Annotated in this window: 26 protein-coding genes and 1 tRNA gene; 12 read left to right on the forward strand and 15 right to left on the reverse strand. The window is 64.4% G+C overall.

Annotated features, from left to right (window positions below):
* The first annotated feature begins 35 nt into the window (after positions 1-35).
* The 5 genes from hemA (at position 36) to paeA (ending at position 5,343) form a co-directional block, all read left to right on the forward strand.
* Positions 36-1,331 carry a glutamyl-tRNA reductase gene (hemA, locus tag ACFO3A_RS08635; protein ID WP_377725663.1) on the forward strand — a complete coding sequence of 432 codons (1,296 nt, stop codon included), beginning with the start codon at positions 36-38 and terminating at the stop codon, positions 1,329-1,331.
* Between the two features lie 127 nt (positions 1,332-1,458).
* Positions 1,459-2,541, forward strand: coding sequence for a peptide chain release factor 1 (gene prfA / locus ACFO3A_RS08640; protein WP_377725665.1), 1,083 nt, complete (start codon positions 1,459-1,461; stop codon positions 2,539-2,541).
* Positions 2,534-3,415 carry a peptide chain release factor N(5)-glutamine methyltransferase gene (gene prmC / locus ACFO3A_RS08645; protein ID WP_377725667.1) on the forward strand — a complete coding sequence of 294 codons (882 nt, stop codon included), beginning with the start codon at positions 2,534-2,536 and terminating at the stop codon, positions 3,413-3,415. The genes prfA and prmC overlap by 8 nt, the downstream gene beginning before the upstream one ends.
* A gap of 56 nt (positions 3,416-3,471) precedes the next feature.
* Complete coding sequence (grxD, locus tag ACFO3A_RS08650) at positions 3,472-3,789, forward strand: Grx4 family monothiol glutaredoxin (RefSeq protein WP_377725668.1); 318 nt, start codon at positions 3,472-3,474, stop codon at positions 3,787-3,789.
* Between the two features lie 198 nt (positions 3,790-3,987).
* On the forward strand, positions 3,988-5,343 hold the full coding sequence (gene paeA, locus ACFO3A_RS08655) for a polyamine export protein PaeA (RefSeq protein WP_377725670.1): 1,356 nt from the start codon (positions 3,988-3,990) through the stop codon (positions 5,341-5,343).
* A 153-nt stretch (positions 5,344-5,496) separates the two neighbouring features.
* Here paeA and ACFO3A_RS08660 read toward each other — a convergent pair whose 3' ends face one another.
* Positions 5,497-7,437, reverse strand: coding sequence for an FTR1 family protein (locus ACFO3A_RS08660; protein WP_377725672.1), 1,941 nt, complete (start codon positions 7,435-7,437; stop codon positions 5,497-5,499).
* A gap of 113 nt (positions 7,438-7,550) precedes the next feature.
* Entirely contained in the window at positions 7,551-7,985 is a 435-nt protein-coding gene (locus ACFO3A_RS08665; RefSeq protein ID WP_377725673.1) for a hemerythrin domain-containing protein, read from the reverse strand.
* Between the two features lie 238 nt (positions 7,986-8,223).
* Between ACFO3A_RS08665 and ACFO3A_RS08670 the strand changes: the two genes are divergently transcribed.
* Together ACFO3A_RS08670 and ACFO3A_RS08675 are read left to right on the forward strand one after the other, a co-directional pair.
* Positions 8,224-9,429, forward strand: coding sequence for an NnrS family protein (locus ACFO3A_RS08670; protein ID WP_377725675.1), 1,206 nt, complete (start codon positions 8,224-8,226; stop codon positions 9,427-9,429).
* A 230-nt stretch (positions 9,430-9,659) separates the two neighbouring features.
* A complete protein-coding gene (locus ACFO3A_RS08675; protein WP_377725677.1) occupies positions 9,660-9,947 on the forward strand; it encodes a DUF2249 domain-containing protein in 288 nt (95 codons plus the stop codon).
* A gap of 71 nt (positions 9,948-10,018) precedes the next feature.
* Here ACFO3A_RS08675 and ACFO3A_RS08680 read toward each other — a convergent pair whose 3' ends face one another.
* On the reverse strand, positions 10,019-10,444 hold the full coding sequence (locus tag ACFO3A_RS08680) for a rhodanese-like domain-containing protein (protein WP_377725680.1): 426 nt from the start codon (positions 10,442-10,444) through the stop codon (positions 10,019-10,021).
* Between the two features lie 44 nt (positions 10,445-10,488).
* On the opposite strand from ACFO3A_RS08680, the gene ACFO3A_RS08685 reads away from it, so the two are divergent.
* The 5 genes from ACFO3A_RS08685 to ACFO3A_RS08705 all read left to right on the forward strand — a co-directional run bounded on the left by ACFO3A_RS08685 (position 10,489) and on the right by ACFO3A_RS08705 (position 15,613).
* Positions 10,489-11,088: a LysE family translocator gene (locus ACFO3A_RS08685; RefSeq protein WP_377725681.1), complete on the forward strand. Its 600-nt coding sequence runs from the start codon at positions 10,489-10,491 to the stop codon at positions 11,086-11,088.
* Positions 11,089-11,240: 152 nt separating this feature from the next.
* Positions 11,241-12,437, forward strand: a complete 1,197-nt coding sequence (locus ACFO3A_RS08690) for an aminotransferase-like domain-containing protein (RefSeq protein WP_377725682.1) — start codon at positions 11,241-11,243, stop codon at positions 12,435-12,437.
* Between the two features lie 211 nt (positions 12,438-12,648).
* Positions 12,649-13,755 carry a porin gene (locus tag ACFO3A_RS08695; RefSeq protein ID WP_377725683.1) on the forward strand — a complete coding sequence of 369 codons (1,107 nt, stop codon included), beginning with the start codon at positions 12,649-12,651 and terminating at the stop codon, positions 13,753-13,755.
* Positions 13,756-13,945: 190 nt separating this feature from the next.
* The gene (locus tag ACFO3A_RS08700) at positions 13,946-14,743 is read left to right on the forward strand and encodes an ATP-binding protein (protein ID WP_377725684.1); all 798 of its coding nucleotides are present in this window, start codon (positions 13,946-13,948) and stop codon (positions 14,741-14,743) included.
* Between the two features lie 126 nt (positions 14,744-14,869).
* Entirely contained in the window at positions 14,870-15,613 is a 744-nt protein-coding gene (locus ACFO3A_RS08705; RefSeq protein ID WP_377725685.1) for a hypothetical protein, read from the forward strand.
* Positions 15,614-15,647: 34 nt separating this feature from the next.
* Here the strand turns inward: ACFO3A_RS08705 and ACFO3A_RS08710 are convergent, their stop codons facing one another.
* The 12 genes from ACFO3A_RS08710 to ACFO3A_RS08765 all read right to left on the reverse strand — a co-directional run bounded on the left by ACFO3A_RS08710 (position 15,648) and on the right by ACFO3A_RS08765 (position 26,770).
* Positions 15,648-17,135 (reverse strand): ABC transporter substrate-binding protein, encoded by a 1,488-nt coding sequence (locus ACFO3A_RS08710; RefSeq protein ID WP_377725687.1) that lies wholly within the window; start codon positions 17,133-17,135, stop codon positions 15,648-15,650.
* 73 nt (positions 17,136-17,208) lie between these two features.
* A complete protein-coding gene (locus ACFO3A_RS08715) occupies positions 17,209-18,075 on the reverse strand; it encodes an ABC transporter ATP-binding protein (protein WP_377725688.1) in 867 nt (288 codons plus the stop codon).
* An 11-nt stretch (positions 18,076-18,086) separates the two neighbouring features.
* On the reverse strand, positions 18,087-19,127 hold the full coding sequence (locus ACFO3A_RS08720) for an ABC transporter ATP-binding protein (RefSeq protein ID WP_377725745.1): 1,041 nt from the start codon (positions 19,125-19,127) through the stop codon (positions 18,087-18,089).
* 2 nt (positions 19,128-19,129) lie between these two features.
* Positions 19,130-19,945: an ABC transporter permease gene (locus ACFO3A_RS08725; RefSeq protein ID WP_377725689.1), complete on the reverse strand. Its 816-nt coding sequence runs from the start codon at positions 19,943-19,945 to the stop codon at positions 19,130-19,132.
* The gene (locus tag ACFO3A_RS08730; RefSeq protein WP_377725691.1) at positions 19,942-20,910 is read right to left on the reverse strand and encodes an ABC transporter permease; all 969 of its coding nucleotides are present in this window, start codon (positions 20,908-20,910) and stop codon (positions 19,942-19,944) included. The genes ACFO3A_RS08725 and ACFO3A_RS08730 overlap by 4 nt, the downstream gene beginning before the upstream one ends.
* 44 nt (positions 20,911-20,954) lie before the next feature.
* Positions 20,955-21,602: an aminoacyl-tRNA hydrolase gene (gene pth, locus ACFO3A_RS08735; RefSeq protein ID WP_377725694.1), complete on the reverse strand. Its 648-nt coding sequence runs from the start codon at positions 21,600-21,602 to the stop codon at positions 20,955-20,957.
* A 121-nt stretch (positions 21,603-21,723) separates the two neighbouring features.
* Positions 21,724-22,350, reverse strand: coding sequence for a 50S ribosomal protein L25/general stress protein Ctc (locus ACFO3A_RS08740; protein ID WP_377725696.1), 627 nt, complete (start codon positions 22,348-22,350; stop codon positions 21,724-21,726).
* 98 nt (positions 22,351-22,448) lie between these two features.
* Entirely contained in the window at positions 22,449-23,408 is a 960-nt protein-coding gene (locus tag ACFO3A_RS08745; RefSeq protein WP_377725699.1) for a ribose-phosphate pyrophosphokinase, read from the reverse strand.
* 49 nt (positions 23,409-23,457) lie between these two features.
* Positions 23,458-23,534: transfer RNA gene (locus ACFO3A_RS08750), tRNA-Gln, on the reverse strand.
* Between the two features lie 21 nt (positions 23,535-23,555).
* Positions 23,556-24,413: a 4-(cytidine 5'-diphospho)-2-C-methyl-D-erythritol kinase gene (gene ispE, locus ACFO3A_RS08755; protein ID WP_377725700.1), complete on the reverse strand. Its 858-nt coding sequence runs from the start codon at positions 24,411-24,413 to the stop codon at positions 23,556-23,558.
* Positions 24,414-24,440: 27 nt separating this feature from the next.
* Positions 24,441-24,836: a lipoprotein insertase outer membrane protein LolB gene (locus tag ACFO3A_RS08760; protein WP_377725702.1), complete on the reverse strand. Its 396-nt coding sequence runs from the start codon at positions 24,834-24,836 to the stop codon at positions 24,441-24,443.
* Positions 24,837-24,976: 140 nt separating this feature from the next.
* On the reverse strand, positions 24,977-26,770 hold the full coding sequence (locus tag ACFO3A_RS08765) for a tetratricopeptide repeat protein (protein ID WP_377725703.1): 1,794 nt from the start codon (positions 26,768-26,770) through the stop codon (positions 24,977-24,979).
* Between the last annotated feature and the right edge of the window lie 26 nt (positions 26,771-26,796).

Below are 26,796 nucleotides of genomic sequence, written 5' to 3' on the forward strand. Positions count from 1 at the left end.
CCCTTGGCTGGTGAGTGATTTTATAATCGGCGCCTATGGCAGTTTGGGCATTAGGTATCAACCACAACACGGCGCCGCTGGATTTGCGGGGCCGTTTTGCATTTGCGCTCGATCAGATCGCGCCCACGCTGCTGGGCCTGCGCAGCGCCCTGACCAGCGCCACGCGCCACCCGGAGGTGGAGACGGCCATCCTCTCCACCTGCAACCGCACCGAAATCTATTGTGCCGCGCACACGGCGGCGCTGGACCACACCCTGGGCTGGCTGGCCCAGTCCGGCGGCGTCAGCGCCGAGACGCTGCGCTCGCACTCGTACCTGCTGGAAGACGGTTCCGTGGCCCGCCACGCTTTCCGCGTTGCCTCGGGTCTGGATTCGATGGTGCTGGGCGAGGCGCAAATCCTCGGCCAGCTCAAGAACGCCGTGCGGGCCGCCGAAGATGCCGGGGCGCTGGGTTCCACCCTGCACCAGTTGTTCCAGCGCAGCTTTGCCGTGGCCAAGGAAGTGCGCAGCAGCACCGAAATCGGCGCCCACAGCATCAGCATGGCGGCGGCGGCGGTGCGGCTGGCCGCGCAGCTGTTCGAGGATTTGACGCAAATCCGCATCCTGTTCGTCGGCGCGGGCGAGATGATCGAACTGGTGTCCACCCACTTTGCCGCTCGCCATCCCAAGCAGATGACGATTGCCAACCGCACGGTCGAGCGCGGCGAGAAGCTGGCCGCGCAGTTCGGCGCCAGCACCATGCCGCTGGCCGACCTGCCCGAGCATCTGCACGAATACGACGCAGTCATCAGCTGCACCGCGTCCACCCTGCCCATCATCGGCCTGGGCGCGGTCGAGCGGGCGCTGAAGAAGCGCAAGCACCGCCCCATCTTCATGGTCGATCTGGCCGTGCCGCGCGATATCGAGTCCGAGGTCAAGGATCTGCGCGACGTTTACCTCTACACCGTGGACGACCTCGCCAGCGTGGTGCGCACCGGCCAGGCCCAGCGCCAGGCGGCGGTGGAGCAGGCCGAGGTCATCATCGACCACGGCGTGCAAAGCTTTCTGCACTGGCTGGAGCAGCGCAACCCGCAGGGCGGGGCGGTGTCGCTCATCCAGCAGCTCAACCAGCAGACCGATGCGTGGCGTGCCCAGGAAATCGCCCGCGCCAAAAAGCTGCTGGCCAAGGGCGAGGACGTGGACACGGTGCTGGAAGCCCTCTCGCGCGGCCTGACGCAAAAGATGCTGCACGGCAGCATGACCGCCCTGCGCCAGGGCAGCGATGCCGAGCGCGAACAGGCCGCCGCCACCGTGCAGCGCCTGTTCCTGCGCGGGCGCAACCACCAGCGTTAGCGCTGCTGCACTGCTTTTACCGTAGCTGCTACCGCCGGTGTTTATTGATTTTCAAGACTAAATCATTCTGAAAACCTTGCATTGCAAGCGCTGGCAGCTATGCATTCAATAGTTTCAGGCCTTCATCATGCAAGATTTTCTGCGCAACCAGCTCGAACGCTACGCCCAGCGTCTGGAGGAGCTGAACTTCCTCCTCTCCCGCGAAGACATCATGGGCGACATGCAGCAGTACCGCCGCATCTCCCGCGAACATGCCGAGGTCACGCAGATCGCGGGCCGCTACGCCCGCTACCGCCAGTGCGAGGCCGACCGCTCCACCGCGCAGGAGTTGCTGGCCGACCCCGACATGGCCGACATGGCGCAGGAAGAAATCGCCAGTGCCGAGCAGGAACTGGTGCAGCTGGAGGACGAACTGCAACGCCTGCTGCTGCCCAAGGACCCGGATGACGAGCGCAATGCCTTCATCGAAATCCGCGCCGGCACCGGCGGCGACGAATCGGCCCTGTTCGCCGGCGATCTCACCCGCATGTACACCCGCTACGCCGCCAACCAGGGCTGGCGCGTGGAAATCATGAGCGCCAACGAAAGCGAAATCGGCGGCTACAAGGAAGTGGTGCTGCGCATCGAAGGCGAAAACGTCTATGGCCGCCTGCGCTTTGAATCCGGCGGCCACCGCGTGCAGCGCGTGCCGGCCACCGAAACCCAGGGCCGTATCCACACCAGCGCCTGCACCGTCGCCGTCATGCCTGAGCCGGACGAAACCCAGGCCATCACCCTGAACCCGGCCGACCTGCGCATCGACACCTTCCGCGCCAGCGGCGCGGGCGGCCAGCACATCAACAAGACCGATTCCGCCGTGCGCGTCGTCCACCTGCCCACCGGCATCGTCGCCGAATGCCAGGACGGACGCAGCCAGCACAGCAACAAGGCCAAGGCGCTGCAGGTGCTGCAAGCCCGCATCCAGGAAAAAGAGCGCAAGGAGCGCGAAGCCAAGGAAGCCGCCCTGCGCAAGGGCCTGATCGGCAGCGGCGACCGCAGCGACCGCATCCGCACCTACAACTACCCGCAGGGGCGGCTGACCGACCACCGCATCAACCTCACGCTCTATAAATTGCTGGCCATCATGGAAGGCGACATGGACGAAGTGCTGAACGCCCTGCAAGCCGCGCGGGAGGCAGAGCTGCTGGAGGAACTGGCGATCAATGGCTGAACCGGTCACGCTGGCACATGCCCTGCGCCATGCTCGGCAGATGGGGCTGGAGCGTATCGACGCCCACATCCTGCTCCTGCACCTGCTGGGTCGACCGCACCACGACCGGGCCTGGCTGTTGGCGCATGACCAGGACACACTGACTGCCGCGCAGTGGGCGCAATACCAAGCGCTGTGCGCCCAGCGCCTGGATGCCGTGCCGGTGGCGTATCTGACGGGGTGCAAGGAATTTTTCGGCCTGCACTTGCAGGTGGATGCCCGCGTGCTGGACCCTCGGCCCGATACCGAAACCCTGGTGGAATGGGCGCTGGAGCTGCTGCCCGCCGCCGCGCCGTGCCGCGTGGCGGACTTGGGCACCGGCAGCGGGGCCATTGCCCTGGCGCTGCAAAGCCAGCGCCCGCAGGCCGCCGTCACGGCGGTGGATTTCAGCGCCGATGCGCTGGCCGTGGCCCGTGCCAATGCGCAGCGGTTGCAACTGCCGGTGCAATGCGTTCAGTCGTCCTGGCTGGCAGGCGTGCCGGGGGTGTTCGACCTCATCGTCAGCAACCCGCCCTATATCCGCGAGGACGACCCCCACATGCCCGCCCTGCGCCACGAACCGCGCCAGGCGCTGACCAGCGGGCGGGATGGGCTGGACGACATCCGCACCATTGCCGCACAGGCGCCCGTGCATCTGGCAGCGGGTGGCTGGCTGCTTCTGGAACACGGCTGGGATCAGGCCGAGGCGGTGCAGGCCATTCTGCGCGGGGCGGGTTTGCAGGGCGTGGTCAGCCGCCAGGACCTGGCCGGGCAGTGGCGCTGCACGGGCGGGCAGTGGCGGGATGCTGCCGCTTGCAACCCTGCAATGCCTACGTACTCCCGGACAGTGAAATAATCCCGGGCTGCTGCGCCTTTGGAGCGCATCGTCTTTTTAGCCCTGGAGTTATCTGCATGAGCGACGTTCAACAACGTATCGACCAATTGGTCAAATCCAACGACATCCTGCTGTTCATGAAGGGCAGCGCCAGTTTTCCGATGTGCGGCTTTTCTGGCCGTGCGGTGCAGATCCTGAAAGCCTGCGGCGTGGAGGCCGACAAGATCGCCACCGTGAACGTGCTGGACGACGCCGAAATCCGCCAGGGCATCAAGGACTACAGCCAGTGGCCCACCATCCCGCAGCTTTACGTCAAGGGCGAATTTGTTGGCGGCTCGGACATCATGATGGAGATGTACGAATCGGGCGAGCTGCAAAAAGTGCTGACCGCCTGAGCCATGGCCTGTGGCAGCAGTCCGGCCATACCCGCTATGGATGGAAAGCTTCTACGGATATGATGAAAACCGCCCTGCCAGGGCGGTTTTTTCGTTTTTGGTCGTGTGGCAGCGACGCAAAAAAATAGTCACGCCCACATGCGCAGGAGGCATGTATTCCGGTGAGATTGGGCCATCACCGCGCCACCCCCTTTGCTTATGACTTTGACACAAAGCCTTATCACCATTGCTTTTCTGATCGCCACCAGTGCGTTTTTCTCGATGGCGGAAATCGCCCTGGCCGCTTCGCGGCGGCTGCGCCTGCGCCAGATGCTGGAGGAAGGCGACAGGCGGGCAGAAGGGGTGATGCACGTCCAAAGCCAGCCGGGGGAATACTTCACCGTCACCCAGATCGGCCTGAATGCCGTGGCCATTCTGGGCGGTGTGGTGGGGGAAGGGGCGCTGTCGCCTTACCTGACCGACATGGCAGCGCTGTGGCTGCCGCAGCGCCAGGCGCAAACGGTGGGCTTTCTGCTTTCCTTCGTCACGGTGACGGCGCTGTTCATTTTGTTTGCCGATCTGCTGCCCAAGCGTGTGAGCATGGCCGAGCCGGAGGCCCTGGCCGTGCGCCTGCTGCGCCCCATGCTGTGGTGCATCGTGGTCCTGAAGCCCCTGGTGTGGCTGTTCAACCTGCTGGCCAATGCGGTGGTGCGGCTGCTGCGCCTGCCCGCCGTGCGTGATGAGCGCATCACCAGCGACGACATTCTGGCGATTACCGAGGACGGCACCCGCGCCGGGGTGCTGGCGCTGCGCGAGCAGCAGGTGATTGCCAACGTGATGGATATGAACTCGCGCACCGTGCCCTCGGCCATGACGCAGCGTGACCGCATCGCCTACTTTCTGCGCGACGACCCCGACCACATCATCCGCGCCCGCATTGCGGAGGAGCCGTATTCCACCTACCCGGTGTGCGATGGCGACATCGACCACGTCATCGGCTACGTGGACGCCAAGGATTTGTTCCAGCGCGTGCTGAACAATCAGCCGCTGTCGCTCAAGGACGGCAGCCTGATCCGCCGCGTGCTGATCGTGCCGGACAAGCTCACCCTGGCCGAAGTGCTGGACCAGTTCCAGCAGGTGCGCGAGGACTTCGCCGTCATCCTGAACGAATACAGCCTGGTGGTGGGCGTCGTCACCTTGAATGACGTGATGAGTACGGTGATGGGCGACCTGGTCAGCCCGGATGCCGACGAGGAACAGATCGTGCGCCGCGATGCCAACTCCTGGCTCATCGACGGCATCACGCCGATCGACGACGTGCTGCACGCCCTGCAACTGGACGAATTGCCGCATGACGAGGAATACGCCACCCTGGCCGGTTTCCTCATGGTCATGCTGCGCCGCGTGCCCCGGCGCACCGACAGCGTGGACTGGGGCGGCTACAAGTTCGAGGTGATCGACGTGGACAGCTACCGCATCGACCAGGTGCTGGTGACGCGGCTCGCTTCGGAGTCGCCCCCCGTGCCAGTGCCGGTGCCCCCCGTTACCGAAAATCCCGTCGCCCCCTCTGCCTGAGTGTAGCAATCCGGGGTCGTTGGGGGCCACCGTGAATGCTGTTTCAATAGGGCCGTTGAATGACTTTGGATAGCAGCCTCCGATAGTGCTGCCTGGAATCCAAAGTCATTCATGCCTGAAATTATTATCTATCAGGCGATAGCAGCTATGGTTTTAGACTTTGGCAGCTGCCGTGCGGCGGGCGCTCAGGATGTTGAAGCCAAACCCGGCCAGCACGATGACCAGCATCACGACCTGGGCGGTCAGGGTTTCCACCGTCGGGTAGGTGCCCAGCCATTCCATGCGCGGGCCGTTGACCGGGGTGGCGGAGAACCAGCCGGCTTCCTGCAAGGCCGATGCGCCTTTGCCGATCAGCACCACGGCCAGGACGCCGACCAGGATCGAGGTGGCGCTGAAGAACTTGCCGATCGGCATCCGGGCGCTGGTTTTCAGCAGGATCCAGGCAATCACGGCCAGCACTGCGGTGGCGACCAGGCCGCCGCCCGCCAGGGCGTTGTAGTGGCCATCGGCGGCCAGGGCGGTGTAGAACAGCACGGTTTCAAACACCTCGCGGTACACGGCGATGAAGGACAGCATGAACAGCCCCCACAGCGAACCTTTGCCCAGTGCGTGCTGGAGTTTGCCGTCCAGATACTCCTGCCAGCGGTTGGCGCTGCTCTTGCTGTGCATCCACAGGCCGACACTGAGCAGAATCACCGCCGCCAGGATGGAGCCGATACCTTCGGTCAGCTCCCGGCTGGCGCCGCTGACTTCCACCATGTAGGTGGCGACAACCCAGGTCAGCCCGCCGGCCACCAGGGCGCTGACCCAGCCGGCATGGACATAGCCCAGTGCATCGGTGCGCTTGGCGCGGCGCAGCAGGGCGATGGTGCCGATGACGATGAGCATCGCCTCCAGCCCCTCGCGCAGCAGGATGGTGAAGGCGCCCAGGAAGGTGGCCGTGGTGTCGTTGGCGCCGTCCTGCAGCAGGGTATCGACCTTTTGCAGTTGCGCTTCCAGGTGCCCGGCGGCAGCTTCCGCCCCGGGGATGTCATTTTTCGTGATGGCGGCACGGTACTGCAGCATGGCCGCTTCCACTGCCACCATCAGCGCCTTGTCGCGGGCGGCCACGGCAGGCTCCAGCGGCTCGAATCCATCCAGGTACGCCGACAGGCCCAGGCGCATGGCCGTGGCGTTGTCGCCGCTGTGTAGGGCCGCCAGGCTCTCCTGCAGACGCAGGCGCGACAGGGCGGTGCCTGTGGGTTTGCCCACGTTGATGGCTTCCGGATGCTGGCGCAGGTAGGCCAGGGTGGCCCGGCCATCAGCCTGCGGCAGCGCTTTCTGCAGGCTGGCCGGGGTGGCGGTGGTCAGGGCGCCCATCTCGGCAAAATGGCTGCGCAGTTGCGCGTCCTGCTGCCACTGCTGCTGGCCCTGTGCGGTCAGCTGCGCGTCATACGACAACGTGCCGGAGAAAAATGCCAGCGCCCAGCGGTCTTCTTCCGACAGGCTGCCGTAGCTGCCCATCGAGGTACCTTCGACACCCTGGGTAATCACCTGGTAGAGCGCCGCCAGACTGCGGGCATCGGCACGCTCGGCATCGGTGAAGGCAATCGGCGCTGGCTCCAGGCCTTGCGCAGCGGGGCCGTCGGCTGCGCCGTTGGCACCGTGGCAACTGGCACAGTGTTCAGCGTACAGCTGGGCACCCCGAGCCAGGTTCGGCTCGAAGGCGGGGGCCATCGGGAAGGGGTAGGCCCGGGCCAGGGCATCGGCGGCGCTGTGTGCCAGTTCGGCCACCTCGGCGGCATCCGCCTTGTTTTCCACGGCCTGGCGCAGTTGCGCGATGGTGTCGGCAATCGCCGCCTGCTCGGCGTGTGCTGGCAAGGCGGTGATCTGCCGTTGTGCAGTGGCGGTGAAGTCGAGCATTTCGGCGTACTCGCCCTCGTCGGCAATGGCCCCGTCTTCGACGGCACCGCTGTAATCAACGGCTACGTAATCCAGCAATTGCCACAGCTGGCGGGACTGTGCCGAGGCCGATTCCTCCGCCCAGGCGACCGGCCCCGCCAGTCCTACCCAACACCCCAATACGGCCAGCAGCCACCAAAATTTGCGTTGCATAATAAGCTCTTAACGAATGAGAATCGTTTTTGATTCTACCTGAGCTTATGGATATCCCGTACTTTGACCTTGGAACGTACTCTTGATTACGGGAATGCGGCGCTCGGGGGGCGTCAGACAGCCATGGTGGCGGCGTTCTGGGCGGTTTCGATGCGCGGATAGAAATCGCGGTTTTCACGCTGCATTCTTTCGTACACGCGCTTGAGTACGGTGTTGGCATCGTTGCGAAAACCGGTGGGGTCGTTGCGCAGACGCTCGGCAGTGTTCCAGCGGCGGGCGAACCCGTCGAATGCCTGGGCGATCGGCCCCATATCTTCCTGGAACTGCTGCCCCAGGCGGGCCAGCGCGGCATCGCCGCTGCGCTGCAGGGCGGGGTACAGCGCTTTGTCCTCGACCGCCAGGTGCAGCTTGATGAGAGAGCTGAAATTGATGATGCCCTGGGCAATTGCCTGGGCATTGGTTTCCACACCTGCGTGGGTGAGCGTGCGCAACTGGTCGATGCGCGACAGGATGTCTACGTGCTGATGTTTGAATTTGTCGATGTTCATACAGATGGCTCCAGAGGGGGAAGGGTGAAAGAAGTGGGTTAGAGGGGGTGCGGTTGCCAAACATTTATTTCATATAAATCTTATGACGGTTCATTTCCCTGCCTGTTTGTTACTTTTTGTACCTGGATGCACAGTGTGGGAAACATTCCCGGTGTTAGATGCAGATCAAAAGATTCATGTAAAATAAATCTTATTATTCCCAGTTCCTGCCCGCCGGCTTTGCCGTCGGCAGACACTTATGTCACAGCCTTTGCCGAACCTTTCGCCCCGTCCTCCGCAAGCACCCCCGGCCCTGGTGGGCTGGCCGCTGCTGCGCCTGGGTTTTCGCCCGTTTTACCTGCTCACTGCGCTGATGGCCTGCCTGTCCGTGCCGGTGTGGGTGGCCGCATTCCTGGGCTATATGCCTTTGCAATTGCCCATGTCCGCCCTGCTGTGGCATGGGCATGAAATGCTGTTCGGTTTTGCGGCTGGCGTGGTTGCAGGTTTCCTGCTCACGGCGGTACGGGCCTGGACGGGGCTTGACACTGCCCGTGGACCTTTGCTGGCCGTTCTGGCCCTGTTGTGGCTGGCCGCGCGGGTGGCTGCGCTGTGCGCTCCGTATGCCGTGTTTGCAGTGATCGACATGCTGTTCCTGCCCGCAGTGGCCGTCGTCCTGCTGCGGGTGCTGTTGCAGGCGGGCAACAAGCGCAATATCCCGCTCATTTCCCTGTTGTTGCTGATGAGTGTGGCCAATCTGTGCTTTCACCTCATTCAGCTGCAGGTCATCGCGCTGGATCCGCTGCATCCCCTGTATGCCGAACTGGCGCTGATTGTGATGGTCGTCTCGGTCATGACCGGGCGCGTTGTGCCCATGTTCACGCGCAACGTCACTCCTGGGTTGGTGATCAACACGTCACGCCGCTTCGAGCTGAGTTTGCTGGCCGTTACCGCTATCGCGTTGCTGCTGTGGGTGTGTTCGGCACCGACTTTGCTGGTTGTGGCGGCCTGTGCGATTGCAGCCCTCCTGCACGCCATTCGCCTGTACCGCTGGAGCCCCTGGGTCACGCTCAAGCGCCCGATCTTGTGGGTGCTGCACCTCTCGTATGCTTGGATGCCGATCGGTTTTGCCATGCTGGCTGGCGCCCAACTGGGTTGGCTGGGCCAGACTTTTGCCGTTCATGCCCTGACAGTCGGGGTGATTGGCGGCTTGATCATCGGCATGGTCACCCGTACCGCCCGGGGCCATACGGGCCGTCCCCTGCAGGCCACGCGCGGTGAAACCATCGCCTACGCGCTGGTGTTGTTGGCCACCGTCGTACGGGTTGTGCTGCCGGTGATTGCGCCCCAGCTCTACCCTCGCGCCCTGGAAATTTCCGCCACCTTTTGGGCACTGGCTTTTGGAATTTACCTGGTGATTTACACCCCGTGGCTGCTCCGTTCGCGCCTGGACGGCAAGGACGGCTAAGAACGTGTTCACGATCTCCACGCGGGTGTGCAGTCGCTGCCTCGGGCGCTCTGCGTCGTTGCAAATCCTCGCCATAGCACTGCTATGACTGCGGTTTGCGCCTTGCAGCCCATCCCGATCCGCTTCCCGCACCCCTTCGCGCCGAGATCGTAAACACGTTCTAAGACAGCCCTGCCAACAACACCTTCACCATATTCGTCCCCTGACCGCTCTTTTTGAAAGGCTTTTCCATGAGCACTGTGATCGATGTCCGCACCATTGAACCGCGTCTGCGCCATGCTCAGATTTTTGGCCAGTTTGATGCCTTGGCCTCGGGTGAATCCATCACCATCGTGAACGACCATGACCCCGTTCCCCTGCGCTTTCAGCTCGAATCACGTACCCCTGGCCAGGTGCAATGGGCGTATGACCAGGCAGGCCCCGATCTGTGGCGCGTCGTGATTACCAGGACGGAAGGCGCCGCCGAAGACCCGCACGCCAACGGCGGCTGCTGCTCCGGCGGCGCGTGCGGCGGCTGATTGCGGCTTCATTTTCACCTCTTTTTGCACCAGCCCCGCAGGGCGGATGCCAGTCCCCTTGCGGGGCTGCGTCATTGGTGCCACGGCAGTCCACGGTAGCGCCAGCCATTGACGTGCCCGCGCTGACCGTTGGCGTCCAGATCGCCCTCGAACCCTTCCAGGATGCTGAACGCCTGCAGTCCCAACTGCGTGGCCTGCTGCGCAGCGGCAACTGAACGCACACCGCTGCGGCACAGCAGCACGACCTTGCCGCCTGCCGGCACCGCTGCTTGCAATTGTGCGTCGAAATCTGCATTCATCTGCATTTGCGGCCATTGCTTCCAGGCCACCGGCACGGCGCCGGGCACCTGTCCGACCCAGGCACGCTCGGCATCGGTGCGTACATCGATCAGCACGGCCTGGCCGGTTTGCACCCAGTGCCAGGCCAGGGCAGGGGGGATGTCGCCGGCATAGCCGCTGGCGGGCATGACGGTGCCCAGGTTGTCTGCATCACGCATCACAAGCTCACTTTCCTTAAAGAAACAGGGCATTATTCTTGCCCATGCTTTGGACTGAATTTACCGCCCTGTTGCTCCTGGCCACGGCTATGAGTTTTACCCCCGGGCCCAATACCACCTTGGCCACGGCCATGGCGGCCAATGCCGGGCTGCGCCGCAGCCTGCGCTTTGTGCTGGCCGTGCCGGTGGGGTGGTGCTTGCTTTTGCTGTTGTGCGCGGCTGGCGCGGGGGCACTGGTGGCACAAATTCCCGTGTTGCGCTGGGCCATTCAACTGCTGGGCTGCGGCTACCTGCTGTGGCTGGCCTGGCGTCTGGCCGGCAGCCGCCAACTGACGCAGGCCCGAAGGGAGTTGCTGCATGTCGGTTTTGGGCAGGGCGTGCTGCTGCAGTTTGTGAACATCAAGGCATGGTTTTTGGCGTTGTCCATCATCGCCGGGTGGGTCGTGGGGCAGCCCAATGCGCTGCAGCGCCTGGGCATCGTCGTGCCGGTGATGGTGGTTTTTGCCTTTGGCAGCAATCTCGCCTACGCCTGCGTCGGGGCAGCCCTGCGCCATTGGTTGGCCCAGGAGGCGCGTCTGCTATGGTTCAATCGCTGCATGGCCGCACTGCTGGTGGCTACGGCGTTGTGGATGCTCAAGGCCTGAAACACACCCCTGGGTTTGTGCCATAGGCATCAAGGGCAGATATGCCCACAATGGCCGCTTTTCGGAGCAGGCCAGCCTTGCCATCAGCGGCTGTCCCCTGTTGAAAATTTTTTGTCCGGGTGATCCCCGGCTTTTTCTCTGAGAGAACCATCATGACCCAATGGACGCTGGCAGGACGTACTGCCAAGATGAACTCGTCGGCCATCCGCGAGATCCTCAAGCTTACCGACCGCCCCGGCATCATCAGCATGGCAGGCGGTTTGCCTTCAGCCAAAACCTTTCCGATCAGCGCTTTTGAAGCTGCTTGCCACACTGTGCTGCAGCGTGACGGCAGTGCCGCCCTGCAGTACTCCACCACCGAAGGCCTGCCTGCCTTGCGCCAGGCCGTGGCTGATTTTCTGCCCTGGGATGTCGATCCGGAGCAGGTACTGATCGTCAGCGGCTCCCAGCAGGCGCTGGACCTGATCGGCAAAATCTTTTTGGACAAAGACAGCCGCTTGCTGGTCGAGCGCCCTACCTACCTGGGCGCCCTGCAGGCCTTCACGCCCATGGAGCCGGTGGCCGTCGGTGTCGATAGCGACGATGAGGGGATGCTGGTCGAAGACTTCGCTGCCAAAGTTGGCACCGGTGCGGACAAGGCCCGCTTTGCCTACGTGCTGCCCAACTTCCAAAACCCTACGGGGCGAACCATGAGCGAGCAACGCCGTCAGGCGCTGGTCGACAAAGCGCGGGAATTGAATATCCCCCTCATCGAAGACAACCCTTATGGCGACCTGCGCTTTGAAGGCGAGTCGCCCTTGCCCCTGGCTGCTCGCAATCCCGAGGGCGTGCTCTACATGGGCTCGTTCTCCAAAGTGCTGGCCCCCGGTTTGCGCCTGGGCTTTTTGATCGCGCCCAAATCGGTTTACGGCAAGCTGGTACAGGCCAAGCAGGCGGCCGATCTGCACACCCCCAGCTTCAACCAGCGCGTGGTTGCCGAGGTCATGAAAGACGGCTTTTTGCACCAGCACATCCCCACCATCCGCACGCTCTACAAAGACCAGCGCGATGCCATGCTGGCCGCGCTGGACAAGGAAATGGCCGGGCTGGAGGTTCGCTGGACGCGTCCTGTCGGCGGCATGTTCCTGTGGGTGCAATTGCCCGAAGGCATGGATGCGCAAAAGCTCCTGCCGCTGGCCGTGGAGCGCGGCATGGCCTTTGTGCCTGGTGCCCCTTTCTTCCCGGGCAATCCGCAGCACAACTGTCTGCGCCTGTCGTATGTGACGGTGCCGCCGGCACAAATTGCCCAGGGCATTGCCGCCCTGGCGGCGGCTATTCAGGCCTATCCGCAAGAAGCCGCGCAAGGGTAAGTCGCCCAGGTAAACTGGCTTACGGCGGTCTGTTGCGGTAGTGCAACACAAAACACCCTTTTTGGCCCCTGCGGGGGCCGTTTTCTTTACGACGGCGGGGGTTCTCTGGTGCAATAGCTCCAACTTCCCGAAAAGGAGGTTGGCGCGGCCGAAAGGCCGTCTTTTTTGGCGGTAAACACTGCGCCCTCTGTCAAACCTTGGAGTAATTGCAATGAAAAAATCCCTGATCGCCCTGGCTGTGCTGGCTGCTTCCGGCGCTGCCATGGCTCAATCTTCCGTGACCCTGTACGGCGTGCTGGACACCGGTCTGACCTACAGCAAAGGTAAAGAATCTGTGTACGGCTTGACCCACGTCGGCGGCAACACGAACAGCCGTCTGGGCTTCCGCGGTGTGGAAGACCTGGGCAATGGCCTGAAAGCCACCTTCAACCTGGAAGCAGGTATGGGTGTGGACGATGGTACCGACTACTTCACGGGCAATGGCATGGCTTTCCGCCGTACCTCGACCGTGGGCCTGGCTGGCAACTTCGGTGAAGTGCGCCTGGGCCGCATGCTGACCAGCTCCTACCTGGCTGTCAGCCGTTACGACGCTTTCGGCGATACCGGTATTGGCGCCAGCCGTGCTTGGGGTAATGGCTATGCCCCTCGTGCTGAAAACGCTATTTCCTACACCAGCCCCAGCTTCAATGGTTTCAAGTTTGGTGGTGAGTATGGTTTCGGCGAACAGAAAAAAGCCCGTACTAGCCGCTACATCGGTGTAGGTGCTACCTATGACAACGGCCCTCTGAGCTTGGGTGTCGGCTTTGATCGTATGAACGATGTTGCTTTTGCAGAGCTTGATGATTCTGTAACTCCTGCAGTTGTAGAGAAGTGGAGCGACGACCTGACCACTTGGCAACTGGGCGGTGCCTACAACTTTGGCGTGGCCAAACTGCTGGGTTTCTACAAGCAGACTAAGTACAAAGAAGTTGGTGCAAACGACAGTGCTAAATTCAAGACCTTTGGTCTGGGTGTAACTGCTCCCGTTGGTGCTGCTGGTGAACTGCGTGTTGCTTATAACCACTATCGCGTGAGCGCTGATGGCGGCAAGACCCCCAAGGCTAACCAACTGTCGGCTGGCTATGTCCACAACCTGTCCAAGCGCACTGCTCTGTACGGCACCTACGCTTACCTGAAGAACAAAAAAGATGCCAACATGGGTCTGCAGTTGAATGGTGCAATGTCCCTGGGTAAGGATGCTGCAGGCAACCAACTGTTGAACCTGTCCAACAGCGGCGTTCAACACGGCCTGCAACTGGGCATCCGCCACGCTTTCTAATCTGATGCTGGGCTTGCCCCGGCTTGGATAAGCAAAGTATCAAAACCAGCCCTTCGGGGCTGGTTTTTTTATGGGCGGCGCAAATCGGAAACAGCAGTCATTTTCAAAAAAAGAAGCCTTTGCCGCTGATGCAATAAGGATTTCAATATTTTTTAACCTTGAAATTGTTTATTCATAAGCAATAAAAGCTATGAATATTGATTCTGATAACCAGAAAACCTGCCCGCAGAACGGCACTCCTACAATGCCCGCTATGGAGCGCTTCTTCAATACCGCTGGCCCGACCAAACCGGACTTGCACTATCAGCTTGACCCGCTCCAGCGCCTGGACTGGGACGAGGTGCGGCACCTGATCGACACCCAGCGCTACTTCGTCCTGCACGCCCCGCGCCAGACGGGCAAGACCACCACGCTGCTGGCCATGATGAAGGCGCTGAATGCCGGGGGGCGCTATGCCTGCGCCTACGCCAACATCGAAGGGGCGCAGGCGACGCGGGGGGATGTCGGTCAAGACCTTCCTTTAGTGTGCAAAGTCGTTGCGCAAGCGATAGATGATGCTTGCCCCGGCGCAGAGCTACTGCATTGGTATGAGAACACCGGCGCTGATGTTTCGGCATTGGGCCAGTTTGCAGATTTGCTTTCGTATTGGACACGGCACTGCGCCAAACCTGTTGTGCTGCTGCTCGATGGGGTCGATACGTTGGTGGGCGATTCGCTGATTTCTCTACTGCGCCAAATTCGCTCCCGGTACGAACAGCGCCCTCATGCTTTTCCGCAGTCGATTGTTTTATGTGGGCAGCGTGATATTCGGGATTATCGGATGTACCACGGCGACACAGCTGTTATGGCAGGCAGCAGTGTTTTTAATATCAAGGCAGCAAGTTTGCGGCTGCCCAACTTCACCCAACAAGAAATTCAGGCGCTGTGGCAACAGCACACCGAAGCGACGGGTCAGGTGTTTGATGAGGCCATCTTCCCGGCGCTGTGACTCGATACCGAGGGCCAGCCCTGGCTGGTCAATGCCCTGGGGCATGAAGCGATCGGGGAAAACAAAGCCGCCCGTGACCGCAGACGCTCGATCAGCCTGGCCGACTACCAGTAGGCCCGCGATCGGTTGATCTACTCCCGCGCCACGCACCTCGACCAGTTGAGCGACAAGCTGCGCGAGCCGCGCGTGCATAGCGTGCTCTGCGCCATCATCGGCAGCAAGGACGAGCAGGACTTGGGCGCCGTCAAACCCGACGACCAGCAATACGTGGCCGATCTGGGCCTGATCGTCACACGCCCCTCGGTGCGCATCAGCAACCGTATTTACCGCGAAGTCATCCCGCGCGAATTGACCTGGGTGGCGCAGACGCGCATCGCCAACCAGGAGCAAAGCTGGTACGTCACGCCGGAGCATCGGCTGGACATGCCCAGGCTGCTAACCGCCTTCCAGCAATTCTTTCGGGAACACAGCGACATCTGGAGCGAAGGCTTCAGCTACAAGGAAGCGGCCCCGCAGCTCCTCATGCAGGCCTTTTTGCAACGCATCATCAACGGCGGTGGGCGCATCAACCGGGAATACGGGCTGGGGCGCAAACGCACCGACCTGTTCATCGAATGGCCCACCGACCCGCAGCAAGGCATGTACGGGCCGCTGCAACGCATCGTCATCGAACTGAAAATCCAGCGCGGCGCACTGGATGCGGTGCTGGCCGTGGGGCTGGAGCAAACGGCGGACTACACGCGGCAGGTGGGGGCAGACGAGGCGCACCTGATCATCTTCAACCGCAACCCCGGCACATCGTGGGACGAGAAGATCTGGCAGCGCCAGGAGCACTTCGGTAGCCTGCCGGTGGGGGTGTGGGGCGCTTGACGGGGTGAGGCGGGTGTGACGGGGAAGTGGAATCTCACCCCCACGCGAGGCCGCTGAGGTCGTTGACGGCAATCGGCATGTCGTTCCACAGGCCGCGCAGGCCGGTTTTGGCGATGGTGACCCACTGGGGCTGGTACAGGAAGAGGTTCACGCAGTCCTGGGCCAGCAGGCGCTGGGCGGCGGCCAGGTGCTGGTTGCGTTCCTCGGGGTCGGTGCTGGTCTGGATGCGCTGGTAGAGCTGGTCGAAGGCGCTGGAGCGGTAGTTCCAGTAGTAATCGGCCTTGGCGTAGTTGCCCAGGTCGAGCGGTTCGACGTGGCTGATGAGGGTCAGGTCGTACTGCTTGGCGCCGTAGGTCTGGCTGAGCCACTGCGCCCATTCCACGTTGACGAGCTGCACCTGCACGCCCACTTGCGCCAGTTGGGCGGCGATGATTTCCCCGCCCTGGCGGGCATAGGGGGTGGGTGGCAGCGTCATTTGCAGTTTGAGCGGCTGGGCCACGCCGGCTTCCTTCAGAAGCTGGCGGGCCTTTTCCGGATCGAACGGGTTGATGCCGGTGGTGTCGATGTAGCCGGGGGCGCCGGGGGTGTAGTGGCTGCCGATGGGCACGCCGAAGCCGTCGGCAGCGCCGGTGATGACGGCCTGGCGGTCGATGGCAGCGGCCAGGGCGCGGCGCACGCGCACGTCGTTCAAAGGGGGGCGGGCGTTGTTGACGCTGACGATGGTCTTGGCCCGCGAGCCGCTGACGATGACCTGGAAGCGCGGGTCGTTCTGGAACTGCTCCACGCTGCGGGCGCCGATGCGCGGGAAGACGTCCACGTCGCCGGCGAGCAAGGCGGTGGCCTGGGCGGCAGCATCGGGGATGAAGCGGAAGGTGACGCGCTGCAGGGCGATGCGCCCGGCTTCGCGCCATTGCGGCCAGGCCAGCAGGGTGAGGCGGCTGCCCTTTTGCCATTGCTGCACGCGGTAGGGGCCGGTGCCGACGGGGGCGCTGGCGTTGGTGGCGGCGCTGCCGGGTTCCACGATGATGGCGGTGGCCTGGCCCAGGGCAAAGAGCAGGTCGGGGTTGCTGTGGGCGCTGGCCACGACCACGGTATAGCGGTCGGGGGTGCTGACGGTGAGCTGGGCGAACAGCGCCTTGTCCTTGTTCGTGCTGGCGCTGCTGGCGGCGCGGTCGAAGCTGAACTTCACGCTGTCGGCGGTCAGCGGCACGCCGTTGTGAAATTGCGCATCCTGGCGCAGGTGGAAGGTGATGGTTTTCCAGTCCGGGGCAACCTCCCAGCGCTGGGCCAGCAGCGGGGCGATGGTGCCCTGGGGGGTGATCTTGACCAGCGTCTCGAACAGGTTGTAGTGGACGATTTCACCGATCGCAGCGGCGGCGCTGGCGGTGGGGTCGAGTACCGGCGGCTCCAGCGCCATGCCCAGGGTCAGGCTGTTCTTGCTGGCGGCCAGGCTGGACAAGGGCAGCAGCGCCGGCAGCATGGCGGCGGCGGCATGGGCAAGCAGGTGGCGGCGGGTGGGCATGGGTATCTCCTGAAATAAGAGCTGCTACCGCTGGCAAATAAACAATTTCAGATGGTTTTATGCCTGAAATTGTTTATTCATCAGCGTAAGCAGCTTTTTTATTGGTAGCGTAACGCAGACGGGCAGCGCCCGGGGTCATGGTGGGAACGCTGCGCAGCAGCGCCTGGGTGACCGGGTGGCGGGCCGCGTGCAACAGTTGCTGTGGGGTGCCGCTTTCTACCACTTCTGCCTGGTGCAGCACCAGCACCTGGTTGCACAGGTGGTCGATGACGGCCAGATCATGGCTGATCAGCAGGTAGCCCAGGCCCAGGCGCTGTTGCAGTTCCAGCAGCAGGTTGAGGACCTGGGCCTGGACGGAGACGTCCAGGGCGCTGACTGGCTCGTCCAGCACCAGCAGGCGCGGGCGGGTGACGATGGCGCGGGCCAGGGCAATGCGCTGGCGCTGCCCGCCGGAGAAGCTGTGGGGAAAGCGCTGGGCATCCCGGGCGTGCAGGCCGACGTCTTCCAGCGCCTGGGCCACGCGCTGCCGGATTTCGGCGGGGGGCAGGGACGGCGCCAGCACGGTCAAGGGTTCGGCCACGCTCCAGCCGACGCTGCGGCGCGGGTTGAGCGCGGTGGCGGGGTCCTGGAACACCATGGCCATGCGCTGGCGTGCCTGGCGCAAGGCGGCGGCGGGCAGGCGGTGCAGGTCTTCGCCATCGAGCAGCACCTGGCCGCTGGTGGGGGTGTCCAGCGCCAGCACCAGCCGCGCCAGGGTGGACTTGCCGCTGCCCGAAGCGCCGACCAGCCCCAGGCAGCGCCCGGCGTGCAGGGTGAAATCGATGTTGTGCAGCACCGGGTGCGGCGCTGGCCCGGCGAACAGGCCGGGCCGGGGGGCGGCGTAGCTGTGGCACAGCTGGCGCACTTGCAGCAACGGCGGAGGCAGGGCGGCGGCGTCCATGGGGTTAAAACTTACTCCTGCCAGCGCTGGGTGCTGCCCGCCTGCAACGCCTCGGGGCGCAGGCACCAGACATGGTGGGCTTGCAGGCTGCTGTGCGGCGGGATGGCGGTCAGGTTGGGAATGGCGATGCGCGGCGGTGTTTGCGCCTGGCATTCGGCCTGGGCAAAGCTGCAACGGTTGGCAAACGGGCAGCCGCTGCCCCATGCCGCCAGGGCGGGCACCTGGCCGGGGATGGTCATCAACGGATACGGCCTGCCGCTGGGCTGGCGCGGCGCCCCCAGGCGCGGGCGGGCGGCCAGCAGCGCCCGGCTGTAGGGGTGGGCCATGTGCTGGAACAGGGCGGCGGTGGGGCCGCTTTCGACGATCTGGCCGCCGTACATGACCAGGATGTCGTCGGCGTTCTGCGCGATCACGCCCAGGTCGTGGCTGATGAGCAGCAGGGCCATGTCCCGCTCCTCGACCAGACGGTGCAGCAGGTCGAGGATGTGCTGCTGCACCGTGGTGTCCAGCGCGGTGGTGGGTTCATCGGCAATCAGCACATCGGGCGCACAGGCCAGCGCCATGGCGATGGTGATGCGCTGGCGCTGTCCGCCGGAAAACTGGTGCGGGTAGTCATGCAGGCGCCGGGGGCTGATGCCGACCTGGGCCAGCAGATCGGCGGCCTGCGCCAGCGCGGCGCGGCGGCTCAGGCCCTGGTGGTGGCGCAGCGGCTCGGCCACCTGGGCGCCGACGGGGTGGACGGGGTTCAGGGCACTGCCGGGGTCCTGGAACACCATGGCGATGCGGTTGCCGCGCAGGCGCTGCCAGGCGGCCTCGCTCTGGTCGAGGATGTCCTGCCCGTCCAGGCGCAGATGGCCGCTGACCAGGCTGCCGCCGGGGGCCAGGCCCAGCAGGCTCAGGGCCAGCAGGCTTTTGCCGCTGCCCGATTCGCCCACCACCCCCAGACAACTGCCGCGCTGCAATTGAAAGCCGATGTCGCGCAGCGCGTGCAGCCGCCGCCCGTCCGGGGCGGGCAGCAGCAGGTTCAGGCGGGCAACGTCCAGCAGTGCCATGCTCACCATGCCGATCTGGCTTGCGCCGGCGGGGCGAACCGGTCGCGCAGCCCTTCGCCCAGCAGGTTCAGCCCCAGCACGGCCAGGGCGATGGCCACGCCGGGAAAAACGGCCAGCAGCGGCGCCTGGTAGAGCAGGCTTTGCGCCTCGCTGAGCATCCGCCCCCAGGACGGCTGGGGCGCCTGCACGCCCAGGCCGAGGTAGGACAGCGCCGCTTCGGCCAGCAGCGCCAGGGCGAACTGGCTGCTGGCCTGGGCGATGAGGACGCCCGCGATGTTGGGCAGGATGTGTTCCCAGGTGATGCGCCAGCGGTTCTTGCCGCAGGCGCGGGCGGCCAGCACGTAGTTCTGCGCCCAGATGCCGGCGGCGCTGGCGCGGGCCAGACGGGCAAACACGGGCACGTTCAGCACGGCAATCGCCAGCACGGCATTGCCCATGCCCGGCCCGCGCACGGCGGTGAGCAGGATGGCGGTGAGCAGCGCGGGAAACGCCAGGGTGAAGTCCGCCAGCCGCATGGTGAGCTGGTCGACCCAGCCCCGGCGGGCGGCGGCCAGCAGGCCCAGGCTGCCGCCCAGCAGCAGCCCCAGCCCCACGGCGGCCACGCCCACGGCCAGCGAGCTGCGGGCGCCCACCAGCAACTGGCTGACCACGTCGCGGCCATAGGCGTCGGTGCCCAGCCAGTGCCGGGCGCCGGGGGCTTGCAGGCGGCTGTCGATGGCCATGGCGTCGAAGGCATACGGCGTCCAGACCCAGGAGAGCAGGGCGGCCAGCACCAGCGTGCCGGTCAGCATCAATCCGAGCAGCAGGCGGCGGTTCATGCGCTGCGCTCCGGCACGCGGATGCGCGGGTCGAGCCAGGCGTGCAGCACGTCGATGGCGAAGTTCACCACGATCACCAGCGTGACCAGCAGCAGCACGCCGTTTTGCACCACCAGCAGGTCGCGGTTGGCAATCGCCTGGAACAGCAGGCGCCCCAGCCCGGGCAGGTAAAACACGTTTTCCACCACGATGGCCCCGGCCAGCAGGTTGGCGAACTGCAACCCCAGCAGGGTCAGGATCGGCCCCATGGCGTTGCGCAGCACATGGCCCCACAACACTTGGTGGCGGCCTAGCCCCTTGGCGCGGGCGGTGCGCACGAAGTCGGCGCTGACATGCTCCAGCACCGCTGCGCGGGTCAGCCGCGCCAGGATGGCCGTCTGCACGGCGGCCAGCGACAGGGTGGGCAGCACCAGGGCGTGCAGCGCGGGCAGCAGGCCGCCGCCTTCGTCTGCGCCCCAACCGGGAAAGCCCCCGGCGGCAAACCATTGCAGGCGCACGGCAAAGAACACGATCAGCAGCATGGCCAGCCAGAAGCTGGGAACGGCCAGGCCCAGTTGCGTCAGCCCCATCAGCACCCGGTCGGGCCAACGGCCCTGGTGCGCGGCGGCGTACACGCCGATGGGCAGGGCCAGCAGGCCGCTGATGGCCAGCGCCAGCACGGTCAGGGGCAGGGTCAGTTGCAGGCGCTCCAGCAGCAAATCCAGCACCGGCTCGCCATAGGCGTAGCTGTGCCCCAGGTCGCCGCGCAGCAGGCCGACCAGCCAGCCGGCAAAGCGCTGCCACGCGGGCACGTCCAGCCCCAGTTGCGTGGCCAGGGCGGCCACGGCCTCGGGGTCGGCGTCCGGCCCCATCAGAACCTGGGCGGCGTTGCCCGGCAGCAGGTGCAGCACGGCAAAGATCACCGTGGCGGCCAGGAACAGGGTGAACAGCAAAATCAGGAGCTTTTGCCGCAGGAATAGCGCCATATTCAAAGATAAAAGTACCGTAAATGCCTATGAATAAAGCGGGGCTAGCTCTTTATTTCTTCATTGGCTGCCCGGGGCGCATGGGTATTTGCATTCGGGCGGGGCGGCTTGGGGCGCGGGGGCTTGTTGGTGTTGATCTGCGCGGTGGCCTTGTCCATGTCCCCGGCGACCAGCAGCGGCCAGGCTTTCAGGCTGTGGGCAATGCTGTCCTCGATCGCCTGCTGCTGGTCGGCGGGGGCTTTCTTCAGCACCCAGCCGGTCACTTCGCCTTTCAGGCCCGGGTGGCCGATGCCCAGGCGCAAACGCCAGTAGTCGCCGCTGCCCAGCTGGGCGTGGATGTCGCGCAGGCCGTTGTGGCCGCCGTGGCTGCCGCCTTTTTTCAGCTTGACCTGGCCGGGCGAAAAATCCAGCTCGTCGTGCGCCACCAGGATTTCGTCGGGCTGAATCTTGAAGAACCGCGCCAGGGCGCCGACCGATTTGCCCGACAGGTTCATGAACGTCTGCGGCTGGAGCAGCCACACCGCCTGCCCCTGCACATTGGCGCGGGCGGCCAGGCCCCAGTAGCTGCGCTCGGGTTGCAGATGCACTTTCAGCTCGCGGGCCAGCGCGTCGATCCACCAGAAACCGGCGTTGTGGCGCGTGGCGGCGTATTCCGGGCCGGGATTGCCCAGGCCGACAAATAACTTGATCATGGACGGGGATTATCGTGGGGCGGGTCAAAGAACGTGTTTACGTTCTAAAGACAAATGGCCCACCGAGGTGGGCCATCGACAGCGGGCAAGCCCGGTGGCCGGGCTTGCCGGGGGCGAAGAATTACTTCTTGCCCTTCTTGGCAGGAGCGGCGGGCGCCGGGGCAGCGCCTTCTGCAGGGGCCACTTCCGGCAGCTTGATGCTGACCAGGGCGGGGTTCTTGTTGGAGCCGCGCACCACGGCCTTGACGCCGTAGGGCATCTTCACCAGGTTGTTCAGGCCCAGGGCGCTCTTGACGGTCAGGCCCGACAGGTCGACCACGATGTTTTCCGGCAGGTGGGCGGGCATGCACACCACGGCCAGTTCATGGATCAGCGGGGTGACGGTGCACTTGTCTTCCTTGACGGCGACGGAGTTGTCGGCGCCTTCGAAGTGCAGGGGCACGCGCATTTCGATCTTGGTCTTGTCGTCCACGCGCTGGAAATCCACGTGCAGGATCTGGGGCTTGAAGGGGTGGTATTGCACGTCGCGCAGCACCACTTTGGTGGTTTTGCCGTCCACGTCCAGGTCCAGCACGGACGAGTGGAAAACTTCCTTTTTCAGCGCGTGGAAAATGGCGTTGTGGTCCATTTCGATCAGCTGGGGCTGCTCGCCGGCACCGTAGACGATGCCCGGGGTCTTGCCGGTAATGCGCATACGGCGGCTCGCACCCGTACCTTGTTGTGCGCGTGTAGTGGCTGCAAATTGCATGGTTTTAACTCCAGAATGGTGGGCCGCGACCAGCCTCACCGGGTTGAGAAAAGACGGCGGTTGCCGTCTTTGGGGGGAAAAATGGAAAAGTTCGAGGCTCAGTCTTCGAACAGGCAACTGACCGATTCGCCGTTCTGCACACGGCGGATGGTTTCGGCAAACAGCGGGGCTACGGAAACCTGGCGAATCTTGCCGCAGGCCCTGGCCGCCGCCGACAGCGGAATGGTGTTGGTCACGACCACTTCGTCCAGGGCGTTGCCCTTGGCGATGCGCTCGATGGCCGGGCCGGAGAAGATGGGGTGGGTGCAATAGGCGTAGACCTGCTTGGCACCGCGTTCCTTGAGGACTTCGGCGGCTTTGACCAGGGTGCCGGCGGTGTCGATCATGTCGTCCATGATGACGCAGTTGCGCCCTTCGATGTCGCCGATGACGTGCATCACTTCCGAGACGTTGGCCTTGGGACGGCGCTTGTCGATGATGGCCAGATCGCAGCCCAGCTGCTTGGCCAGCGCACGGGCCCGCACCACGCCACCCACGTCGGGACTGACGACGATCAGGTCTTCGTACTGCTTTTGCTTCAGGTCACCCAGCAGCACCGGCGAGGCGTAGATGTTGTCCACCGGGATGTCGAAAAAGCCCTGGATCTGGTCGGCGTGCAAGTCCATGGTCAGCACGCGCGAGACACCGGCGGCCTGCAGCATGTTGGCCACCACCTTGGCGGTGATCGGCACACGGGTGGAGCGCACGCGGCGATCCTGGCGGGCGTAGCCGAAGTAAGGAATGACGGCGCAGATGCTTTCGGCAGAGGCACGTTTGAGCGCATCGACCATCACCAGCAACTCCATCAGGTTGTCGTTGGTGGGGGCGCAGGTCGGCTGCACGATGAAGACGTTGCGCGTGCGCACGTTCTGCTTGATCTCGACGGTGACTTCACCGTCGGAGAAGCGGCCAACGTCGGCATCGCCCAGGGACGTGCCGAGATACTGGGCGATTTCCTCGGCCATGCCACGGTTGGCATTGCCGGTAAACACCACAAAATTGGAGGGTATGGAGGGCATAAGCTATCCCAGTGCTGGGTGCTGAAAGCAAAAGTAAACGCGAAGGATGTGGCAGGGGAGGAAGGACTCGAACCCTCGCATGCCGGAATCAAAATCCGGTGCCTTAACCAACTTGGCGACTCCCCTACACGAATAAATCCGGTAGTTTTAATCCTGCGCCCATTCAAGCAATGGGTGCTTTTGCAGGTTCTCACACACCCTGATCTGCCAGTCCGAAGCGGCCTTGGCCAGGTCGGGGTTGCGTTCGATTTTTGCAAACACTGCGCTCCCTGAGCCCGTCATTCTAGCCACAAAACCCTGCTGCTCCAGAAAAGCAATGGCGTTTTGCATGTCCGGGCACAGGCCGCTGGCGGCGCGTTGCAGGTCGTTGTGACCAAACCCGTAGTGATCTGCTGCAAAGCCGACTATTCTAGCCTGCTTTGTGTCCCTTTGCAAAAGGGGGCTGGAAAAAATTTTGCCGGTTTCCAGTCCGGCCCGGGGCTTGATGACGAGAAAGCGTGCGGGCGGCAGGGCGGCGGGGCCGGTCAGCGGGGTGATCTGCTCGCCCACGCCCTCGACCCAGGCGTTGTGCCCGCGCAGGAAGAACGGCACGTCGGCCCCCAGCGTCAGGCCGATGCGCTCCAGTGCCTGGCGCGGCAGGTTGAGCTGCCACAGGCGGTTCAGGGCCAGCAGGGTGGTGGCCGCGTTGGACGAGCCGCCGCCCATGCCGGCCTGGGCGGGGATGGTTTTTTCCAGGCCGATCTGCACGCCTTGCGTGCAGCCGGTGGCGGCCTGCAGGGTGCGGGCGGCCCGCACGCACAAGTCGTCGGCAGGCAGGGCGGTGGTGCTGGCCAGGTCGTCGCGGCCAATGGCGCTGCTGGCGCTGCGCTCGAAGTGCAGCTTGTCCTGCCAGTCCAGCAGCATGAAGACCGATTGCAGCAGGTGGTAGCCGTCGCTGCGCCGCCCGGTGATGTGCAGGAACAGGTTCAGCTTGGCCGGGGCCGGTACGTCGTAGAGGGTGCGCATGGCGGCAGGAATCAGGGGGCGAGAGGGTCAGGGTGCGGCAGGCGCTTGCAAAATAATTTTCAGCTGCGCTTGCGGTAGCGGCTGCAGGCGCTGGGCGTGGATGCGGCCCTGGGCGTATTGGCCCAGGTCGGCCTGCCAGCCTTCGGCAGCGTGGGGCCGGCCTTGCAGCCAGGCAAAAAAGGCGTCGATGGGCAGGGCGGTGCCCAGGCTGCGCTCGATCAGGGCGGCCAGGGAATCCGAGGGCACCTGCTGCCTGCCCTGGCGCAGCAGGGCGCCGGCGGGGCTCCATTGCAGCAGCGCCAGCTGGGCACCGAGCGGGCTGAAGATGTCCAGCTGCCCCTGCGCGGGCGTGCCCTGCAGGGTGAAGCTGGCGCTCCAGCTATCCTGCTGGCTGCCGTCCTGGTTGAAGGTTTGTAGCGCCATCCGCCCGTTCCATACCATTTCAGCATGATTTTTATCTAAAATTGGCGTGCTGCAACCGGCTAAAGCACCTAAAAAAATAGCACAAACAGTACTGCCGAGCAGCTGGCGTCGGGATACGGAGCGGGGCATGGGGAAATGGCTCAGGGCTGTACGTTCAGGCGTTGCAGGGTGGAGCGCAGCACTTCGTTGTCCGGTTCGCGCTGCAGGGCCGAGCGCCACAGGCTGCGGGCGCGTTGCCGGTCGCCCTGCACCCATAGCACTTCGGCCAGGTGGCTGGCGATTTCCACGTCGTCACGCAGGCTGTAGGCATGTTCCAGCAGGGTGACGGCCTGCTCCGTGTTGCCCTGGCGAAATTCCAGCCAGCCCAGGCTGTCGGTGATGAAGGGGTCGTCGGGGGCGTATTGCAGCGCGGTTTCGATCAGGCGGCGGGCCTCGTCCAGCTGCACGCCCCGATCGGCCAGCGAGTAGCCCAGGGCGTTGTAGGCGTGGTAGTAGTCCGGGTGGCGGGCCATGATGCTGCGCAAAAGCTGCTCCATGGTGTCCAGCTGGCCGATTTTTTCGGCCAGCAGCGCGGTTTCGTAGGTGATGTCGGCATCTTCCGGGTCTTGCGCCTGCAGCCTGGCCTGCAGGGCGTAGGCCTGGCCGTAGGCGCCGGCATCGCGCAGCAACTGCACTTCGGCCTGGATTTTGCGCTGCGCCTGCCGTGGCCCTTCGGCGGGCACGGCCTGGATCAGGCGGCGGGCCTGGGTGAGCTGGCCCTGGCGGGCCAGCAGGGCGGCCCGCAGCGCCTGGACGCGCAGGTTGTCTTCGGCGTTGGGGATTTGCGCCAGCCACTGCGCGGCCAGGGCATCGTTTCTGGCGGCCATGGCGCTGCGGGCGCCCAGCACCCCGGCTTGCAGCCAGGCAGTGTCGCGCTGCTGGGCGTCGGCCATGGCGGGGATGAGGGCGGCAAAGCCTTGCAGGGCCTGCTCGGTCTGCGGCCATTGGCCTTGCTGGGCGTGGACGGCGGCCAGGGTGAGCCAGGCTTCGGCGTTTTCGGGCGTCTGGGCCACGACCGCATCGAGCTGCACCAGCGCCTGGGGCAGACGCCGCTGGTCGAGCAATATCTTGGCGTAGGCCAGGCGGATGGTCGGGTTCGGGGTGTGCTGCAGGTAGTTCTGCACCAGGGGCTCGGCCTGGGGCAGTTTGTTTTCCAGCAGCTCCAGGGCCAGCAGGGCGGCAGCGCCGTTGGCCGGGGCCAGTTGCTGCGACTGGGCCGCTGCCTGCAGGGCCTGCTCTTTCTGGTTGGCCGCCAGGCGCATGTGGCCGAGCATGGCCCAGGCGGCGGGGGCGGTCGTGGTCTGGCCCAGGTCGTCCTGCAGGGCTTGCTCGACCACGGCGGCGGCCAGCTTTTTATCGCTGGTGTGGCGGTAGAGCTGGGCAATGGCCAGATAGGCGGCGGGCTTGCTGGTGATGGGGGTGGCGGCCAGCTCCCGGGTCAGCGGCTCGACCGTGTCGGACACCCGGTTGAGCATCAGCAGAATTTGCAGCAGATAGCGGTTGGCCAGGCGCGAAGCGGGAAACGCCTGCTGCCACGCCTGCGCGGCCATCAGGGCTTGGGGGCCGGAGCGCGAGTGCAACGCCACGTCGGTGGCCCGCTGGTACAGCGCCTCCACACCGGTCTGGCGGGCAGCGTCCAGGAACAGCGCCACGGCGTCCCGGGCATCGCCCTGGCTGGCGGTCAGCTCGCCGAGCAGCAGTTCATAGAACAGCGGTCCATCCAGGGCGACGTTGCTGTCTATGGCGGTGTCGGCGGTATCTGCCGGGGCGGCTGCTTGCGGCGCAGGCGGCACCTGGGCGCAGGCAGTCAAGGCACCGAGTACGGCAGCGGCACTGCCGAGCGTGCGCCATGAAGTGCGCCAGAACGGGCGCGAAGGGCGGGGTAAAGAGGCCATCCGGCCATAATAATCGAAGGCCAACG

The organism is Comamonas nitrativorans (genome assembly GCF_042654765.1).
In the GTDB taxonomy this organism is placed as follows: Bacteria; Pseudomonadota; Gammaproteobacteria; order Burkholderiales; family Burkholderiaceae_C; genus Comamonas; species Comamonas nitrativorans.